Annotated in this window: 16 protein-coding genes; 9 read left to right on the top strand and 7 right to left on the bottom strand. The window is 55.3% G+C overall.

Going from position 1 to position 19,388, the window contains the following annotated elements; all coding sequences use genetic code 11:
• Positions 1-153 precede the first annotated feature (153 nt).
• The 3 genes from ACWIUF_RS20285 to trpB form a co-directional block, all read right to left on the bottom strand.
• Positions 154-426 (bottom strand): hypothetical protein, encoded by a 273-nt coding sequence (locus ACWIUF_RS20285; protein WP_448574353.1) that lies wholly within the window; start codon positions 424-426, stop codon positions 154-156.
• Positions 427-1,157: 731 nt separating this feature from the next.
• Positions 1,158-1,562: an MAPEG family protein gene (locus ACWIUF_RS20280; RefSeq protein WP_448574352.1), complete on the bottom strand. Its 405-nt coding sequence runs from the start codon at positions 1,560-1,562 to the stop codon at positions 1,158-1,160.
• 42 nt (positions 1,563-1,604) lie between these two features.
• On the bottom strand, positions 1,605-2,852 hold the full coding sequence (gene trpB / locus ACWIUF_RS20275) for a tryptophan synthase subunit beta (protein WP_448574351.1): 1,248 nt from the start codon (positions 2,850-2,852) through the stop codon (positions 1,605-1,607).
• A gap of 95 nt (positions 2,853-2,947) precedes the next feature.
• Here trpB and ACWIUF_RS20270 point away from each other — a divergent pair, with 95 nt between their 5' ends.
• A complete protein-coding gene (locus tag ACWIUF_RS20270; RefSeq protein WP_448574350.1) occupies positions 2,948-3,181 on the top strand; it encodes a hypothetical protein in 234 nt (77 codons plus the stop codon).
• A 175-nt stretch (positions 3,182-3,356) separates the two neighbouring features.
• Here ACWIUF_RS20270 and ACWIUF_RS20265 read toward each other — a convergent pair whose 3' ends face one another.
• Positions 3,357-4,700, bottom strand: coding sequence for a histidine phosphatase family protein (locus tag ACWIUF_RS20265; RefSeq protein WP_448574364.1), 1,344 nt, complete (start codon positions 4,698-4,700; stop codon positions 3,357-3,359).
• A 369-nt stretch (positions 4,701-5,069) separates the two neighbouring features.
• Between ACWIUF_RS20265 and ACWIUF_RS20260 the strand changes: the two genes are divergently transcribed.
• From ACWIUF_RS20260 to ACWIUF_RS20240, 5 genes are all read left to right on the top strand, one after another.
• Complete coding sequence (locus tag ACWIUF_RS20260; RefSeq protein WP_448574349.1) at positions 5,070-6,692, top strand: CPBP family intramembrane glutamic endopeptidase; 1,623 nt, start codon at positions 5,070-5,072, stop codon at positions 6,690-6,692.
• A 298-nt stretch (positions 6,693-6,990) separates the two neighbouring features.
• Entirely contained in the window at positions 6,991-7,293 is a 303-nt protein-coding gene (gene pedR / locus ACWIUF_RS20255) for a photosynthetic electron transport-dependent transcriptional regulator PedR (protein ID WP_448574348.1), read from the top strand.
• Between the two features lie 289 nt (positions 7,294-7,582).
• Positions 7,583-7,900 carry a hypothetical protein gene (locus ACWIUF_RS20250; protein ID WP_448574347.1) on the top strand — a complete coding sequence of 106 codons (318 nt, stop codon included), beginning with the start codon at positions 7,583-7,585 and terminating at the stop codon, positions 7,898-7,900.
• 70 nt (positions 7,901-7,970) lie between these two features.
• Positions 7,971-9,239, top strand: coding sequence for a histidine--tRNA ligase (gene hisS, locus ACWIUF_RS20245; protein WP_448574346.1), 1,269 nt, complete (start codon positions 7,971-7,973; stop codon positions 9,237-9,239).
• Between the two features lie 215 nt (positions 9,240-9,454).
• The gene (locus ACWIUF_RS20240; protein WP_448574345.1) at positions 9,455-10,960 is read left to right on the top strand and encodes a site-2 protease family protein; all 1,506 of its coding nucleotides are present in this window, start codon (positions 9,455-9,457) and stop codon (positions 10,958-10,960) included.
• Here the strand turns inward: ACWIUF_RS20240 and ACWIUF_RS20235 are convergent.
• Together ACWIUF_RS20235 and ACWIUF_RS20230 are read right to left on the bottom strand one after the other, a co-directional pair.
• Complete coding sequence (locus ACWIUF_RS20235) at positions 10,957-11,493, bottom strand: hypothetical protein (protein WP_448574344.1); 537 nt, start codon at positions 11,491-11,493, stop codon at positions 10,957-10,959. The genes ACWIUF_RS20240 and ACWIUF_RS20235 overlap by 4 nt on opposite strands.
• 76 nt (positions 11,494-11,569) lie before the next feature.
• Complete coding sequence (locus ACWIUF_RS20230) at positions 11,570-12,454, bottom strand: alpha/beta fold hydrolase (protein WP_448574343.1); 885 nt, start codon at positions 12,452-12,454, stop codon at positions 11,570-11,572.
• 121 nt (positions 12,455-12,575) lie between these two features.
• Between ACWIUF_RS20230 and argB the strand changes: the two genes are divergently transcribed.
• The gene (argB, locus tag ACWIUF_RS20225; protein WP_448574342.1) at positions 12,576-13,502 is read left to right on the top strand and encodes an acetylglutamate kinase; all 927 of its coding nucleotides are present in this window, start codon (positions 12,576-12,578) and stop codon (positions 13,500-13,502) included.
• A gap of 37 nt (positions 13,503-13,539) precedes the next feature.
• Here the strand turns inward: argB and metH are convergent, their stop codons facing one another.
• Positions 13,540-17,118: a methionine synthase gene (gene metH, locus ACWIUF_RS20220; RefSeq protein ID WP_448574341.1), complete on the bottom strand. Its 3,579-nt coding sequence runs from the start codon at positions 17,116-17,118 to the stop codon at positions 13,540-13,542.
• A gap of 82 nt (positions 17,119-17,200) precedes the next feature.
• Between metH and ACWIUF_RS20215 the strand changes: the two genes are divergently transcribed.
• Positions 17,201-18,829: a 2-isopropylmalate synthase gene (locus tag ACWIUF_RS20215; protein WP_448574340.1), complete on the top strand. Its 1,629-nt coding sequence runs from the start codon at positions 17,201-17,203 to the stop codon at positions 18,827-18,829.
• Between the two features lie 101 nt (positions 18,830-18,930).
• On the top strand, positions 18,931-19,332 hold the full coding sequence (locus ACWIUF_RS20210; RefSeq protein WP_448574339.1) for a GIY-YIG nuclease family protein: 402 nt from the start codon (positions 18,931-18,933) through the stop codon (positions 19,330-19,332).
• The last annotated feature ends 56 nt before the right edge of the window (positions 19,333-19,388 follow it).

Below are 19,388 nucleotides of genomic sequence, written 5' to 3'. Positions count from 1 at the left end.
GTGAGTCGTAACGACTTTAGGCGTTGCATGGGCTTAGCCCGCACCACCAACGTTGCATTATTAACGATGCAGTGTACTATAGCACTTTCGTCCTTGGTGAGGTAAAGATAAGGGGCTTAAGCATCAATTAACAATAACCAGATAGATAGACCACTAGTGTTTAGCGGTGATGAGGTGAAACACCCTGCCCTTAAATCCCGCTTTCAGCAGACGACGCATGCCTTCAGAGATCCCAACGAAATAGGGTTGGCTCAACGCCCGCAGGTGGTTTACCCCATTACCCCACGCAACCCCCACTGGGAACCGTGCCAAATACATCTCGCAGGCTTGTAACTTGTCTAGCATAGTTTTAACCTGGCGATCGTGGGTGGCCAATTGGGGCAGTAGACAGGTTTCTTGATGTTGACAACGATCACATAGCATCATGCTTTCTCCAGCGCAAATGCGCTCCTCATTCACATCTTTTCATCCAAGTTCATTAATTCGTGCACGTTCATCAGTTGATTACTGCCAAGCTTTTATTGGGGAATCGCCGCCCTAATCCTAGCCTACTTCTAGGCAATCGCCTGCTATCTGGAAATTTTCATAAAACTTCTGGGTTGGCTTGCCTGAAATAACAAGAATCTCCCCCCTTTCCCTCAGGGAAAGATCCTCAACAGCCGCTCTCAGGGGCGCGATCGATACACCCCAAGTGCAACTTAAGGTTGGCTGGTTACGGCTCGATCTGACGAAACGTTGCTTGACCCTTTTTGACTTATTTGCCTTTCCTATCTTGCCGGATCAATCTAGACTTGGCTATCCAGAAGCGTGAAGAGTTGCGTCAAATCTCCACAAGTAATCTAAAGGAATATGCAGATTTGTAAAAATTATGAGGAACCGTTTGCTGAATCGTAGTGCAACGGTGGTATCAACGATCGTAGGGATTATGCAGTGACGACAGCATGAGGGCCGACATTCCAGGCAGGTTTAAGAATGTCGTCATTGCGATGCGTTGCTCCCCTTGAGCGGTCCCATCAGCGCGGCTGGCGGTATGCCAAAATGGGTAGTTCGGGTTGGATATGCCACATCTGGATCGCTACACTCCGTTTTGATGCGTAGAGCACGGCCTTAGTCTGAAATCCCGACGACTATCAGTGGCCACAAACTATCCGCCGTCCTCAGGACAAGGGGGATGCGGCCATCAATTCCCGGCAGATCCCAATCAAAGCACCGACCAGCAACACCATCGAACTCAGGGAGCCGATCGCAAAGCCCGGTCCTCGTTTCTCCGTCGCTTGGTAGTAGCCGATCGCATACACAATCCGGCCAATCACCCACACAGTCCCTAAGCCAGCCCCCCAGCGCGGGTCTACATAAAGGCAAAATAGCCACATCGCCGGGAGAAAGAAGACCATTTGTTCCAGGGTATTTTGGTGAACACGCACCACCCGTTCAAAGTCGGGATCCCCCGTCATCTGTGGCGGGGGCACCTTGTACTTAAAGCGGGCACGGCCCACATTAATCGTGATGACCAAGTACACCAAAAGTGTTGCAACAGTAACCAAGGCAGGCCACGGTGACATAAATCGTCCTCAAGCAAACGGCAAACTAAGCTTCAACATTCCCTAGCCCTGACCCAGGTTCAGCACCTTAGCGACGGTTTGCACGTCCTTATCGCCCCGTCCAGAGCAGTTGATCACAATGCGGGGGCTACCCGTCAATTGGGGGCAGAGGGATTCCAAATAGGCGATCGCGTGGGAGGTTTCCAAGGCGGGAATGATCCCCTCCAGGCGCGAGAGCCGTTGAAAACCTTCTAGGGCTTCGCGATCGGTAATGCTGTAGTATTCCGCCCGTCCGATTTCCTTAAGGTAACTATGCTCTGGCCCCACACCGGGATAATCCAGGCCCGCGCTAATCGAGTGGGCCTCTAGCACCTGCCCCTCATCATCCTGGAGGAGGTAACTCATGGCACCATGCAGGACCCCCACTTGCCCTTGGGTTAGGGTGGCTGCGTGTTTTGGGGTATTCACGCCTTCGCCCGCCGCTTCCACCCCAATCAGGCGCACCGTCGGTTCCGACAGAAATTCATAGAACAGGCCCATTGCATTGGACCCACCACCCACGCAGGCGAGGAGGATATCCGGCAGCCCGCCCCACTGTTCCTGGCACTGGGCACGGGTTTCCTGACCAATAATGGCCTGGAAGTCGCGCACGAGCATGGGATAGGGATGGGGACCGGCCACTGAACCCAGGATGTAGTGGGTGGTTTCCACATGGGTTACCCAATCCCGAATTGCCTCCGAAGTCGCATCCTTCAGCGTTCCCGTCCCCGCCGCCACCGGGTGTACCTCGGCCCCCAGTAGACGCATCCGAAATACATTCAGGGCTTGCCGTTCCATATCCTGGACACCCATGTAGATCACACAGGTCAAGCCAAACCGGGCACAGACAGTCGCCGTGGCCACCCCATGCTGGCCCGCCCCTGTTTCGGCAATAATCCGCTGCTTACCCATGCGTTTAGCCAGTAACACCTGACCGAGGGCGTTATTGATCTTGTGGGCACCTGTATGGTTGAGATCTTCACGCTTGAGGAAAATTTGAGGACCGCGACCATCGGGGCGAGCGTAGTGGGCACTCAGGCGCTCGGCAAAGTATAGGGGGGTAGGCCGACCCACATAGTCCCGTAGCAGGGCTTGATATTCCTGTTGGAAGTTGGCATCGTACCGATATTGCTGATAGGCCGTTTCCAATTCCGTCAACGCTGGCATCAGGGTTTCGGGCACATACTTGCCCCCGAAACGCCCGAAGCGGCCTAGGGCATCGGGAACAGTCGTTGATGGTGCGCTACGATCGATCAGGGGAGCTTGGGTCACAGGTACATTCCGGCAAAAATCACAGTCTTTATCTTAACCCGCATCCTAGTGACGTTATGCCTGATGGTAGCTACTTGGAGGTCTACATGAAGACGATGTTCGGTAGATTCGTAACCGTGGGTATCCTGCTATTTCTGATCTTCATGGCGATCGGGGATGCCTTGCCTCCCCCGCTCCGACAAGCTAGTCAGAACACTAGGGCAACCCTTAACGCCTGGATGGTTAACCTGATTCCCAATTGGCAACCGAAGACAAGGCCCTACGAACGCACGGAAGACGCCCTCAAGGAGGAGGAGCAACGTGTCCGACAGGGTGGGAAATCGCGCTAGGGCGTGGTCGCTAACCCCAAGGTAGGGCTTAAGGGGCATGAGCCAGGCTGATTCAGCCCTAGGTGGAACGTCCATCAGTGCGGCGATCGGTGCAGCGACTGGGTGACCCGGATACCGTGACTGGTGGGGTTACCGGTTTGTCTGGGGGCGGGGGCAGGCTAGGTGAACCGCCGCCCTACAGCGCCCCGGCTGCGGTGCGATCGAGGATGCCGCCGCCCAAATGGGACGTTATGTTCATGGCCTGTAACACGGGTTTTTCCCCTGCCCCGTGGGGATAGTCAATGACACTGACACAGCCGTTACCCTGCTTAAAGGTCCAGAAGGCTGCCGGGCCTAAACCAAACAGGTGGCAGAGAATCGCCTTGTTCACCGCATCGTGGGCCACCACCACCGTGGTCCAGGGGTGGGTTTCTGCGTGTTGTTGGCTCAGGGCTGCTGCTTGGGCCACAAGCTTATCCCAGGTGGCAGCCGATCGCGCCCAAACCTGGTGCAGATTTTCCCCTTCTGGCATCTGGACGGTTTCGGGGGTTGTTTGCCACTGGCGCAGGCGTTCCCTATCGAACTCACTAATCTCGGCTTCCAGTTTGCCCTCCCACAGGCCGTGGCTGATTTCCAGTAACCCGTCTTCGAGCAGGAAGGGGGCATCAGGATGGTACTGGTGAATGGCTGCCGCCGTTTGTTTGGGGCGCAGGAGGGGACTGGTGATGATCTGATTGATCGGGGTTGATTGCAGGAATTCGGCGACCTGTTGGGCTTGCCGGAGTCCCGTCGGATTCAGTTCCACATCAATTTGCCCCTGGAAGCGTTTCTGGCGGTTCCACTCGGTTTCCCCGTGGCGGACTAGGAGCAGGCGCGGGCCATTGCCTTCCGGGCGGGGCTTAGGTAGGGCTTGCCCCAGATGGGCTAACAGGTTTAGCGATTCCAGTTGCACCCGATCGCCCCACCCTCCCGCAAAGTTGAGCACATTTACACAACAGTTCGACTGCTGCACCGAGTGGTAGTACTGGGGCGGCAAGCCCAAGGCTGTACTCAGTAAGGCGCGATTGATGCCATTGTGGGCCACGATCAGAATGGTTTCACCGTCATGCTTTGGCAAAATCTCCTGCCAAAACTGGGTGGCCTGGTCATAGAGGGATAGGACGGGGAAAAAGGCCTGCCCATCCCGGCGCTGCATTTGGAACTGGTGCGGGGCGTGCTTCCAGGTGTGATAGGCGTCGCTAAATTGGGCCTGAATCTCCTGGCGCAGGCCCCCCTCCCAGGCGGGCAAGTCGATTTCCAGCAGCCCGGCGGTCGTGGTCAGGGGGGGGTGGGGCGAGGGTAATCCGGCCCGAATGACTTCAGCGGTGACAGAAGCCCGTTGCAAGGGACTGCTATAGATCTGGGCGATCGTTAAATCCCCTAGGGCGGCGCTTACCTGCTGGGCCGTCGCCCGACCCGCTTCGGTGAGGACGGAATCATTACACCGCCCTTGGATACGGCCTTGGGCATTATAGCTACTCTGTCCGTGCCGGACTAAAATGACGCGTGTGGCCAGGGGTCTATCCTCCGCAAGCGATCGAGCAATAACAGTTCACACGATTCACAACACGATTCACAACAATGCGTTGCGTTTTGCCATGCCCCCTGCCGGGGGATTAACCCGGCACCCCCCACAGGCGGCACCCAAGTTACCAGATTTCAGCTTATCGGAAAGCGCCCACGCCAGAAACCCCTGATCTGGGTATCAGTCCTCGAAGTTGCCGATAGGGCAACGATGGGCCAAAGTTGAGATGCGATAATGCCACTGGGGTAATGGGCAGGAACCCGCCATTGGCTTGGCCCCTTGTCCTTTGCCTGCCTCGGCCATGACTGATGTCAGGTGCCAGGGGGAACACCACGAGAAAAATCCATGACCACTAAACAGCTTGTCTTGACCGCCCTAACCTTGATCACCGGTTGGATTATCGGGTTAGCCTTGCTGAGTAGCTGGCATCAGCCCCAGATCCAAAGCCAATTAGAACTGTACCAAACCAACCTGGTCCTACAGGCGAGTGATTGGCGACTGTTGACCGTTAGTCCTGCGGAGCCGGAGGCGGATCAGAATAAGGATCGGGATACGCGCCTGGAGGCTGCGTCCAATCCCGTACCAGGGGAAGAACCGGTGGTGGCATCTGGGTTGCGATCGCTCCTGGGGCCCGAGCCGCTGAGTGCTTCCCTGGCGCAGTACCAAAAGGTGCGGGCGGCGGCGGTGGAGACGCTCAAGCGGGCACAGCAACAGGCCCAGCCAACCCAGGCGGGTCAGGTTACGGGGCAACGCCCAAGCCGGGGTTCCCCACCGGCGACTCAGTTAGCCCGCCAAACCCAGCAATTGATCGCCGATCTCGATCTCCAACTGGGCCTACTCCAGGTTCAGCAGGGGGAGACGGCAGCGGCGATCGCCACCTGGGCGCAGGTGATCCAACAGGCTGACTCCCTCAGTCCGGCAACGGTGGCAACGGCTCAAGTCCTGTGGGGGTTTTGGCAAGATCCGCCCCAATTACTGCCCGATGCCGAGCGGCGTCTGCAACCGCTGGAAGGGTGGTTCCGATATCAGGCGCTGCACCGCCTCTATCAACTGCAACAGCGTCCCGAAGCGCTAGCGCAACTTGAGATTGAGCAACAGCAGGCAGCCCAACGCGCCCTCCTGCGACTGGCGATCGTTAATAGCATTCCCATCCTGGGGTTGCTGGTGGGGAGTGGTCTATTGATTTTCCTCGTCCTACAACGTCTGCTGCGGGGGAAGGAGGCCCTGCTGGCCCGTCACCACGATCGTGTGTGGCCAATGGCGTGGGACGGGGAAACCATTTGGCAAGTCCTGGTCCTGTTTTTCCTGGGGCAATTTGTCGTCGGCCAGATCTTCCTGCCGATCGTCTTGCAAATCCTGGGTATCCAACCAGCCAACCTTTCCAGTTTGGGACAGGCCCTGTACTACTTGGCGGTCTATGCCTTGTTGATCAGTGTGGGCCTGAGTGCTGTCTATTTCTCGATTCGGCCCTTTTTGCCCCTGCCGTCCGCGTGGTTTTCCCTGCAATGGCGCGGTAACTGGGTCTGTTGGGGTGTTGGGGGCTATCTGGTGGCGTTGCCCTTAGTCATTCTGGTGTCGTTGCTCAATCAACGCATTTGGCAAGGACAGGGAGGCAGTAATCCCCTCCTATCAACTATTTTGGCCAGCCAGGACTGGTTAGCCCTGCTGTGTTTTTTCATTACCGCCTCGATCGCGGCGCCCCTGTTTGAAGAATTCCTCTTTCGCGGCTTTTTGCTGGCCTCCCTAACCCCCCTAGTGTCGGTCAATGGGGCGATCGTTGGCAGTGCCCTCGTATTTGCCGTGGCCCACCTGAGCCTATCGGAGGTTTTGCCCTTGTTTGTGTTGGGGTTAGTTCTGGGTGTGGTCTATACGCGATCGCAAAATCTACTGGCTCCCATGCTGTTGCATGGCCTCTGGAACAGTGGCACTTTAGTGAGTTTGGTCATTTTGGGTAGTGGTCATTCCTAAGACCAAAGGCAGCAACCAGGGGCGATCTGCCCTGTGGCACGGGTCAACCCCGCCTGATCCCGGTTAGCTCAGCGGGAAACTGGCGGGCGTAAGATCGTGAGTTTTTACCCAGGTGCTTCTAGAATAGGATACAAATAAGGCAGAGAGTCCCTGTTTTGGGGGCTGGGTGAGGAGAGCTTAAGGAGAGCGGGCAAGGCGGAGCACGGATCAGGGACTGCTTAACCCTCACCGCTGGTGGCCCATTTCCCCCCATCCCATGCATTGTTGACACGCAGGTGCCGAGAGGCTTCGGATTTCTATGAGTAGCAGTGAATCGCAAACCAGCAACGTGCTGTCCGATCGGGAGTTGCAAATTGTTGAATTAGTTGCCTCTGGTCTCACCAATCAGGAAATTGCCGCCCGTTTGGATATTAGCAAACGCACGGTGGATAACCACATCAGCAATATTCTTACCAAAACCGAGACGGAAAATCGCACTGCCCTTGTCCTCTGGGCGCTGCAATGGGGCAAGGTCTGCCTTGACCAGTGGAACTGTTGTGTTCTGCCCAATGCCACGCCCGCGATCGAGCCAGAAGTCCGCTCAGAAGTTACGTCTGACTAGTGGCCCAGTGGCCCGTTCCCTACTGTGAGTCCGTTGCACTGGTGAACACGGCCCATCCGTACCGGCTAGGGTAAACATAAAGGTTGGCGAGGCGGGTCGTCATGATGTTAAATCGCTGCAAGGTTGGTTGTCACGCTTGAGGCGTTGCAGCTTCAGGTCAGCACTCCCCAAAACGTTATAGAATGGCCTTTCCGAGTGATTATCGCAATCCTCACCACTGCTGGGTGATCGACTGCGTTTGCACACGTGCTTTGTCCGCATTGAGCCGTTTTTCCCATCCTGACGCCCTATGGATTCATCCTTGCCTGCCTATCAAGTTCAGTTTGGAGACATGCCCCTAGCCGTTTACCGTGAGGTTGCGGCCCATCTAGCGCAGGTGACGGGCGTGACCACGGACCTCCTGCCCCCCGCTAGCGAGCGTCCCTTTGCCTATACCCATAGCCAGGTTGGGAGCTTGCAGCTACATTACGATGCCACGGCAACCCCCGACAGCTATGCGCGGGTTGAACAGATTTTGGCGTACTATGGTCAACGCTATGGCTTCTGGCTCCTCCATTCAGGGGCAGCCGTTGCGGACGCTGCCAGTGATGATTCTGGCCAGTCGTAATCCGGGCCAGGTGGCCAGTGCTGCCTGTGCTGTGTGCCCATTCCGTCTGCCCATTCAGTCAAGGTAAACCATGCGTGGGACCCGTGATATTCTTCCGGAGGAAGTTGTCTATTGGCAACAGGTAGAGGCGATCGCCCGTGAGCAGATGGCCCTAGCCGCCTATCGGGAAATTCGGACACCGATTTTTGAGCAAACCAGCTTGTTTGAGCGGGGCATTGGCGAGGCGACCGATGTCGTTGGCAAGGAAATGTACACGTTTCACGATCGCGGGGGGCGATCGGTGACCCTGCGGCCAGAGGGGACAGCCGGGGTAGTCCGGGCCTTTATTGAGCATGGTCTGCACACCCAAGGGGTACAGCGTCTTTGGTATATCGGTCCCATGTTTCGGTACGAGCGTCCGGGGGCGGGTCGCCAGCGTCAGTTTCACCAGCTTGGCGTCGAGGTGCTCGGCAGTGCCAGTGCCCGGGCCGATGCGGAGGTGATTGCCCTAGCCACGGGCCTACTGAACCAGCTAGGGCTGACCGCGTTACGCCTTGATCTCAACTCCCTGGGGACTGCCGACGATCGCGCCCGCTATCGCCAAGCCCTAGTGGACTACCTCACGCCTTACCGTGCCGAGCTTGACCCAGACTCCCAAGATCGCCTCAGCCGCAATCCCCTGCGGATTCTCGACAGCAAGGACCCACGTACCCAGGCCATCGTGCAATCGGCTCCCAATTTACTGGACTACCTCTGTGCCGACTCCCAAGCCCAGTTTGCCCAGGTGCAGCAACTGCTCACGGATTTAGGGATTGCCTACCAGGTGAATCCCCGCTTGGTGCGTGGACTGGACTACTACACCCATACGGCGTTTGAGATCCAATCGGCGGCATTGGCGGGGCAAGAAACCGTGTGCGGTGGGGGACGGTACGATGGCCTCGTGGCGGAACTGGGGGGACCGGCAACCCCAGCCGTGGGCTGGGCGATCGGGCTAGAGCGGCTGATGATCCTGCTCCAACAACGCCAAGCAGCCCCCGCCGCTGAGCTTGATTTTTACCTCGTCTCCCGTGGGCCACAGGCGGAGAGGCAGGCGATCGGGCTGGCCCAAGCCCTGCGGCAGTTAGGGTTCCGGGTGGAGATGGATCTCAGTGGCAGTGCCTTTGGTAAGCAATTAAAACGGGCCGATCGCAGCGGGGCTGTAGCCTGTCTCATCCTGGGAGATGCCGAAGCCGAGGCCGAAACCGTGCAACTGAAATGGCTACTTTCCGGCGAACAGCAAACCCTGCACCAGCGGGATGTGCCCAGCAAGGCGGCTGAATTACGGCAGCAAGTGATGGCCGCTCGCCAACCAACGCCATAGGTAACCAGAAAAACTGGGAACACTCGATACAATGGGGGTACGCGACAAGTGTGCTGCCGACCTTAAAATTTGGGTAGGTTAGGTCAAACCCCGTATGGCCCAACCCAGCCAGTGGGTAGATTGGGTCTACCAGACTCAACACTCAGCGCCCCCGTCCGCTTAAGCACGACCGTCCACGCATCTGGCAACCAGTGTTTTTACAATAGAATCTTTGCATGTTGTTTTGGGTTTGGTTAATCCTTTTGGGCCTGATCACCTACCTGGTGATTCGGCGGAGTGTGGCGCATTTGACACGCACACCCGTCTGGCTGCTGTGGCTGGTGATGATGATCCCAGCCCTAACCTGGGTGGGTTGGGCACTCCTCTATGGCCCACGACAACCGATCCCCACCGTGCTGGTGATCACCCCTTTGGTGGTTTCGCCGATTCTCTATTGGATGTTGGTGCAACAGGGACGGCTACCGCCCCCCACCCCTGTAGCCAAATCCGAAGACTTGACGCTTGAGCCAACGGGTTCTGAGTTGCCAGAAACGCCCACGACGGCCACCAGCTTGCGCCCGATTACCAAAGCTGAAGAAGCGCAACTCCATAGTTGCTTCCCGTGGTCGGTCTATTACCTTCAGGATATTGAATATCGCCCCCAAGCAGTGGTCTGTCGGGGCCAGCTACGCACCGATCCTGACGTTGCCTACGAGCGGGTGCGGGATAATATTCAGCAATTTTTTGGCGATCGCTTTCTGGTGGTCTTTCAAGGTGGGGGTAATCAAAAGCCTTTCTTTGCGCTGGTGCCCAATCCCCAGGCGGGTAGTCGGCGGGCAGATGCGGCCCTGAGCCGTCCCTGGACGGCCCTCGGCCTGTTGCTGATTACCGTATTCACGACGACCTTAGCCGGGGTGGGGTTGGCGGGGGTGGACCCGGACACGGCCCAACGGGACCCCAGTCTCTTGGTGCATGGCCTGCCCTACGCGATCGCCTTACTCACAATTTTGGGTACCCACGAGATGGGCCACTACCTCACGGCCCGCTATCACCGCCTGCGGGCCACCTTGCCCTACTTTATCCCGGTTCTACCCTTCAGCTTTTTCCCCTTGGGAACCTTTGGGGCCTTTATCCAAATTCGATCGCCGATTCCCAACCGTAAGGTTCTTTTCGACGTGGGCATTTGGGGACCCATTGCGGGGTGGGTGGTTTCGCTGCCATTCTTGTTTTGGGGGATGTCCCACTCCCAGGTCGTACCCATCTCGTCGGAATTGGCTGGGATGGGTGGCTTTAGCTTTCAAGAACTTGACCCGAAGATTTCCTTACTGCTCACGCTGATTACGAAGGGCATTCTTGGGAGTGAGTTGCACCGCAATAGCGCGATCGCGTTGCATCCCGTGGCGATCGCGGGGTGTTTAGGTCTGGTGGTTACGGCCCTGAACCTAATGCCAGTCGGGCAGTTGGACGGTGGGCATATTGTCCATGCCATGTATGGGCAGCGGGTTGGAGCCGCGATCGGACAGATTGCCCGCCTCCTGATTTTGCTCCTCTCGCTACTGCAACCCTATTTGCTGATTTGGGCGATTATTCTTTTCTTTATGCCCGCAGCCGATGAACCGGCCCTTAATGACGTATCGGAACTGGATAATTGGCGGGATTTCTTTGGTCTGCTGGCGCTGGGGTTATTAGTCCTGATTGTGCTCCCCACGCCGACGGTTGTGAGCCGCTGGTTGCTGGGTTAAACCAAGCTGGGGGCAGAACTTGGGATGGACTGCGGGCCATATTTCTGTCGTTCTTGGGTGAGGAGATCGATCGTGTCACCGAGGGCGAGGGTCAGGGTTTTGCGGGTTTGTTGGTGGGCCGCTTGTTCCACGGCAAGGTTGTGGCTAAGCTGGATGATGCGTTGCTGGAGGTTGGTGCAGGCCAACCAGAGAGCCTGAAAAGCTGCTTGTGCTTCGGTGAGGGTTTGGGCGCGATCGCCCTGCGCCTGTAGGGTTGTCAACCACGTGGGCATTGCCCCAGCCGCTTGCTGATCGTTACTCCCCGTTTCCCCGTTTTCACCCAGGGGAGATTGGGCAGCGAGATCCGCCCGTAGCTGGGCGATCGTGGCTTGGGCGGCAGCGGCATCCGATCGGCGTTGTTGGGCTTCGGTTTCATAGAGTTTTTGCCAACGTTGGGCCGTCGCGGCCATCTCATCCCGTGCAGCTTGCAACACCATGACCTGTTGTTGCAACGCCTGAATTTCCGTTAACCATTGCAACGTTTCTGAGTTCATACGCCCTCTTCTCTAGCCAATAGGTGTCCAAGATACTAACAGAAAAGCGGGCGGGCTTCATCTGGCAATTCAAAATTCAAAATGCATAATTTGTGAGGTCAGCTAAGAAGGTGGCTACGGCCTGGTTAAATGCCTCTGGCTCCACGAGGAACGGCCAATGGTTACCAGGAATTTGGCGTATTTGCAGATTTTGCAGGTATTTACGGTAGGGCTGCAGTTGCCATTCACTGCGATTGAGGCCCTGTTCCGGTTGCAGGAAGAGGCTGGGCACCGTCAGGGGTTGGGTGAGGCCCGCTACCCGGCACACATCGGCAAAAATCTCATCACGGGCTTGTACCACAAACTTACTCCCCCACTGCCCATTGGGTTTGCGCTCCAGGCTGTCATGAAAAACAGTGGCTTGGAGGGTGCTCCAACCCCGGTATTGCTTCAGACCACGGGCAACGGCTGCCGCTGCCTCGTAACTGGCAAAGGGACCCATTGTTTTTAGAAAGGGTAGTACACGGTAAAGGATGGGGAAAGTTAGCCCCATCCAGTTGGGCATCCGATCGATAAAAAAGGGATCAACCAAAATCAAACTCCGCACGCGATCGGGCCATTGGGTTGCCCAGACCGTTGCAATCTGCGCTGACCAAGAGTGGCACACCAGATGGGCGGACTCCCAACCAAGGGCCGCCAGAAGGGCATTCAGGTCAGCCACGATCGTCTCGGTTTGATAGCCCGTGGCGGGCTTGTCACTGTCGCCGTGGCCTCGGAGATCCGGGGCTATGCAATGGAAGCGCTGACCCTTGGCTGACGCTGATCCGGTGGCGAGGGATGCGCCTAGGCTGGCCCAAACCCCCGCATGATCGGCAAGGCCATGCAGAAACAGAACAGGATCACCGACTGCCGACCACTCTAGATAGGACAGGCTGAGGGTGGGTAAAGACACCCGGTGGCGTTGGGGAAGCAGGTCAGTCATGGTGTGTGGGTAGGAATAGCGGTTAGCGCTCAGGGAATCATAGCGATTGTCTGCTGTCTTAATAAGCTACCAATTCTTGACATCACGCCCGATCGGGGCGGTGTTAACCAGGAAACGTCCTATGATTGGGGCAGTTGATGAGTGCGGCACCCCTATGGCCAGTGAGAGTGAATATATCCAACGGGATGAGGCGACCCGTGTGCGGGTCCTGAGTGAAGCCCTCCCCTACATCCAACAATTTACTGGACGCACGATCGTCGTTAAGTACGGCGGCGCAGCGATGAAGGATGACAGCCTTAAGGAGAAGGTGATCCGCGATATTGTTTTTATGTCCTGTGTCGGGTTGCGCCCGATCGTAGTACACGGAGGTGGGCCGGAAATTAATAGTTGGCTAGATAAGCTCGGCATTGCGCCCCAGTTCAAAAACGGCCTCCGGGTGACGGATGCACCCACGATGGAAGTGGTGGAGATGGTACTTGTTGGGCGGGTGAATAAGGAAATTGTCGCCATGATTAACCAGGCGGGCGGCAAGGCGGTGGGTCTTTGCGGTAAGGATGGTAATTTGATCACGGCTCGTCACCAGGGACAGGCAGACATTGGGTTTGTCGGTGAGGTGAGCAGTGTTGATATCAGCGTATTAGAGGCCCTGGTGGAAAAGGGCTATATCCCCGTTGTCTCGAGTGTGGCGGCGGATGACACAGGACAGGCATACAACATCAATGCCGATACGGTGGCGGGGGAAATTGCCGCTGCCCTAGGGGCAGAAAAGCTGATCCTACTGACGGATACAGCGGGGATTCTCCGTGACTACCATGATCCGTCCACCCTGATTAATCGGCTTGATATCCAGGAGGCCCGTCGCCTTATTGAGGTGGGCATTGTTGCAGGGGGGATGATTCCGAAGGTAACCTGCTGTGTACGATCGCTTGCCCAGGGGGTGAAGGCGGCGCATATTATTGATGGACGGTTGCCCCATGCGCTGCTGCTGGAAATCTTTACCGATATGGGGATCGGTTCCATGATTGTGGCTTCAGAATTTATGGTTTGAGGAAGCATCGTTGCATCTGGAAGCATCGTTGCATCTGCTAGGCGCTGAAATATTTAGCTGTGGGATGGTAAGCCACGATCGCCGTCGTCGATTGCTCCGGATATAACTGCTCACTCTCGTCCATGTGCATCCCTATACGATCGCTCTGCAAGAGTTCGAGCAACGTATACTGATCCTGAATATTGGGGCAGGCGGGATAACCAAAGCTATAGCGAGAACCTTGGTAGCGTTGGGCTAAAATATCGCGCAGGTTGTCCGGATCGCGATCGCCCAATCCTAATTCCCGTCGAATTCGTGCATGGGTCCATTCGGCTAGGGCTTCTGCCATCTGCACCGCAAGACCATGAAAATAGAGATAGTCAGTGTATTGATTAGACTCGAATAGGGTTTTAGCGTATTGAGTAGCAATTTCGCCTACGGTGACGGCTTGCATGGGGAAAACATCGATTTTTCCTGACTCCTTGGGCGCGTAGAAATCGGCAATACACAACCGTCGGAGGGATTTTTGACGGGGGAATTTGAAGGTGGCGATGGGGGTTTGGGTATCGCCGTTGGGTTCATAGAGATGCAAGGAATTCCCTTCTGCTTGGCAGGGAAAATAACCGTAAATGACCTGGGGATGCAGCAGGTTTTCAGCGATAATTTTTTGCTTCCAGGTGTCTAAAATTGGGTAGACCTTTTCAGCCAAAAACTGATCATATTCCTCGCGGGATTGCTCCTTGGGTTTGCGGAATTGCCATTGACCGGCAATCAATGCTTGTAAATCCAGATATCCAAACAGTTCCTCTAGGGGAATATCCTGGGGTTGTAATACCTGGGTGCCCCAAAAGGGTGGAGTGGGGCGATCGATGTCAATAGCGACGGCCTCCGATCGCTGAGTATCCTCGATGGCTGGCTCCTCAGTTTGGGCAGAGGACGTGGGCGTTGTTTCGGTTTCGGCCTTAATTTTCGCCTGACCATTGCCACTGCCAACCTCATCCAAAAAGCCCTGGCGATCGTCCCAATTCCCCGCCGCTTTGGCAGGCATTAACTTGTCCATGAAATGCAGATCGGAGAAGGCATCTTTCCCATAGATAACTTGACCGTGATAGGTATTTTGACAATCTTCATAGACAAATTTCGGAGTTAAGGCTGCCCCCCCCAGAATGACCGGGACTGTAATTCCCCGCTCATTAAAGACCTCTAGATTCTCCTTCATAAAGGCTGTGGATTTGACCAGTAGCCCACTCATGGCAATACAATCGGCTTGGTGTTCTTCGTAGGCCGTGATGATGTTATCCACGGGCTGTTTAATGCCCAAGTTAATCACCCGATAGCCATTGTTGGAGAGAATAATATCCACCAGGTTTTTGCCAATATCGTGGACATCGCCCTTTACCGTGGCAATCACCACCGTCCCCTTGGCATTTCCCGCCGTATCGGATTTTTCCATGTGGGGTTCCAAAAAGGCCACAGCAGCCTTCATCGTTTCCGCAGATTGCAACACAAATGGGAGTTGCATTTGCCCCGATCCGAAGAGTTCCCCGACAACCTTCATACCATCCAGCAAAAAGGTATTGATAATTTCCAGGGGGGGATATTGGGCTAAGGCTTGTTCAAGGGTCGCTTCTAGGCCCATCCGTTCGCCGTCAATAATATGCTGCTTCAGGCGTTCTTCCAGAGTGAGATTTTCCGTAGACTTCGATCGCGCTTCCTTGGCACTCACCCCCTCAAACAGGGTGGTCAACTTGGTCAACGGATCATAGACACAGATATCGCCCTCAAATTGGCGTTGATCATAGATCAATTGGCGACAGACTTCCTGATGTTCTGGCTCAATTTTGGCCAGGGGTAAAATCTTTGCCGCACTAACGATCGCAGCATCCATCCCGGCTGCCATCGCTTCATGTAGAAACATCGAGTTCAACACAATCCGTGCGGCGGGACTCAGGCCAAAGGAAACGTTAGAAACTCCCAAAATAATGTGACAACCGGGTAATTCCTCTCGGATACGACGGATGGCAGTAATCGTTTCCTTGGCATTCACCCGATCTTCTTCAATCCCCGTAGAAATTGGCAACGCGAGGGGGTCAAAAAACAATTCATGGGCGGGAATGCCGTACTCCAAGGCATCGCGATAGGCCCGTTGGGCAATGGCAAATTTCTGGTCAGTCGATCGCGCCATGCCATTTTCATCAATGGTCCCGACGACAACTCCTGCCCCATAGCGTTTCGCCAGATCCAGAATTTGGAAAAAGCGTTCATCACCATCTTCATAGTTGGTGGAATTGAGCAGACATTTTCCCCCCGCAACCTTTAACCCGGCCTCCATCTTTTGCCAGTCGGTGGAGTCGAGCATGAGGGGTAACGTGACATTGGTAACGAGCCGGGAAACGACCTCACGCATATCGCGCACGCCGTCGCGACCCACGTAGTCCACGTTGACATCTAAAACGTGTGCCCCTTCCTTCACCTGCGATCGCGCTAGGGCCACTAATCCATCCCAATCTTCCGCATTCAGCAATTCTCGACATTTTTTCGAGCCACTGGCATTGAGGCGTTCCCCGATGATTAAGAAGGAATTATCCTGTTCGTAGGGTTGGGTGGAATAGATCGATGCCGCCGCCGGTACATAATGCAGCGGCGGACGATTGGTGGCTCCGGTCGCATCATAGTGACGCACAGGCCGATCCTTGGGGGTTAAGGTATTCGCAATTTCCACCAATTGGGCAATGTGATCGGGTTGGGTGCCACAACAACCGCCGATTACCTGAACGCCGTAATCCTCCACAAACCGTGTTAACGCTAACCGCAATTCCATCGGTGTCAATTTGTAATGGGCGTGACCGCCAATGTTTTCGGGAATTCCGGCATTGGGAATACAGGACACGACAAAAGGCGAATATGCCGCCAAATAACGAATATGTTCCGCCATGCGATCGGGACCGGTGGCGCAGTTTAAACCCAGGATATCAATGGGATAGGGTTCCAAAATCGCCAACACACTGCTGATATCCGACCCTACTAGCATCGTGCCCGTGGTTTCCATCGTTACCGACACCATCAAGGGCAACCGTTGACCTTTGGCTTCAAAGAGTTCTGAAATTGCATTCAAGGCCGCCTTAATTTGCAGCACATCCTGGCAGGTTTCCACAATCAGCAAATCGGCACCGCCATCATAGAGACCCAATGCCTGTTCATAGAACGCCACTTTTAAGGTATCGAAATCAATATGACCGAGGGTGGGAAGTTTCGTGGTGGGACCCATTGAACCGGCCACAAATCGGGGTTTTTCTGGTGTGGAAAATTCACTTGCTACCTTTTTGGCCAATTCCGCTGCCGTTTTATTCAACTGATAGGCTTGGTCGGCCAGATCGTATTCCGCTAGCACAATTGAGGTTGCGCCAAACGTATCGGTTTCGATCACATCCGCCCCCACCGCCAGGAAATTGCGATGCACCGTTGCCACAGCTTCCGGCTTTGTGATCACTAGGTATTCATTACAGCCCTCATACTCTGGCCCACCAAAATCCGCTGCGGTCAGGTTTTGCATTTGTAGCGAAGTCCCCATCGCGCCATCAAACACAATCACGGGACGCTTGGGATCATGCAGTCGGGTGAGAAAGGGGTGAGTCATGGCGGTGAAGGCAGTTGGTGAATTTCCGCAGTAATATCAAGAGAGGTTGTCTCTTTTTCTCAGTATGACCTAATACCGACCTATGAATACTCAGTCACAGACCAGTCCGTCGCAGCCCGATCGCATCATTATCTTTGACACCACCCTGCGGGATGGGGAACAGTCGCCTGGAGCCACGCTGAATGTGGATGAAAAACTGACGATCGCACGGCAACTGGCACGACTGGGGGTCGATGTCATTGAAGCCGGGTTCCCCTTCGCCAGCCCCGGTGATTTTGAGGCGGTGCAGAAAATTGCCCAGCAGGTGGGCACGGAGGATGGCCCCACGATTTGTGGTCTTGCACGGGCGACGAAACAGGATATCCAGGCCGCAGCGGAAGCCGTGAAACCCGCCGCTAAGGGCCGCATCCACACGTTTATCGCCACCTCCGACATTCACCTGGAACACAAGCTGCGCAAGACCCGCGCTGAGGTGTTGGAAATTGCGCCGGAAATGGTGGCCTACGCCAAGTCCTTCGTTAACGATGTGGAGTTCTCGCCGGAGGATGCCGGACGCTCGGACCCAGAGTTTCTCTATCAAGTCCTGGAACGGGCGATCGCGGCGGGGGCGACGACGGTCAATATTCCGGATACCGTGGGTTACACGACGCCGGAGGAGTTCGGGCGCTTGATTCGCGGCATTAAGGAAAATGTGCCCAATATCGATCAGGCGATTATCTCGGTCCACGGCCACAATGATCTGGGCCTCGCCGTCGCTAACTTTCTGGAAGCGGTGAAGAACGGGGCGCGGCAGTTGGAATGTACGATCAACGGTATCGGCGAACGGGCCGGGAATGCGGCACTGGAAGAGTTGGTCATGGCCCTTTACGTGCGGCGGCAGTATTTCAATCCCTTCCTCGGTCGTCCGCCGGAATCGGAGGAACCCCTCACCCGCATCGATACGCGCCAACTCTATAAGACCTCGCGTTTGGTCTCGAATCTGACGGGGATGTTTGTGCAGCCGAATAAGGCGATCGTCGGGGCGAATGCCTTTGCCCATGAGTCGGGGATTCATCAGGATGGGGTGCTTAAGAACCGGCTTACCTACGAGATCATGGATGCCCAGTCGATCGGCCTGACGGATAACCAAATCGTCCTGGGCAAGCACTCTGGGCGTAATGCCTTCCGCACCCGCCTGCGGGAGTTGGGCTTTGAGTTGAACGACAACGAATTGAATAAGGCGTTTGTGCGCTTTAAGGAGTTGGCCGACAAGAAGAAGGAAATCACCGATTGGGATCTGGAATCGATCGTTAACGATGAAATCCAGCAACCGCCGGAATTTTTCCGCCTAGAACTGGTGCAGGTCTCCTGTGGTAACCAAGCGCGACCCACGGCAACGGTGACTGTGGTGACCCCCGATGGCCAAGAACTCACGGATGCGGCGATCGGCACGGGGCCGGTGGATGCGGTCTATCGGGCGATTAACCGGGTGGTGAATGTCCAGAATGAGTTGATCGAGTTCACGGTGCAGTCGGTGACGGCGGGGATTGATGCGATCGGGGAGGTGACGATTCGCTTACGGCAGGGCGATCGCGTCTTCTCTGGTCATGCGGCCAACACGGACATTATCGTGGCCTCGGCCCATGCCTACATCAATGCCCTAAATCGCCTCCATGCCTCAACCCAAACGGAACCGCGCCTTAGCGCCCAACATTCGCAGTTGAGTGTGTAGCGCGATCGGGCCAGCATCGGGCTAAATTATGAACAATGGGAGCCGCAAGGCTCCCTGCTGGCATCAGAACTCCATTAAAGCTTTATCAGAAGAAATTTTCTATGGAATGGCAATCTTGGCCTAGCCTTTCCTTAAACCAGCGGGAGAAGTTGCCTGAGCAGCCTGGTATTTATGTGGTTGTAGATACCGATGATCAAGTTTGGTATGTAGGTAAAGCAGTCAATCTCAATGCACGTTGGCATAGTAAAAGTCATCATAGATACAGACAACTAAGTAGAACAAATAATAAGCGAGGATATAGGCTTCATTGGCAAATTTTTACAACTACTGAACTTAGTGATAAAGAGCAACAGTACATTGATCTTTTTAAACCACACCTTAATTATACCCGTGTTAGAAAATATGCGAAAAAGGCTATCCAACCAGAAGTGTTGAAAGTTAGGTTAAGCGATGGAAAAAAGGGACAGAATGCAGTATTCTGTCCTCTAACAAATAAAAAATGATGTTCTATGATAGCCTCATTCCCGAAGCTTGTCAAATTGATCTTGAAGCAGCTTTG

This window comes from Trichothermofontia sp. (assembly GCF_053493415.1).
The sequence above is the reverse complement of the archived record's forward strand: the minus strand, read 5'-3'. Positions and strand labels throughout refer to the sequence as shown.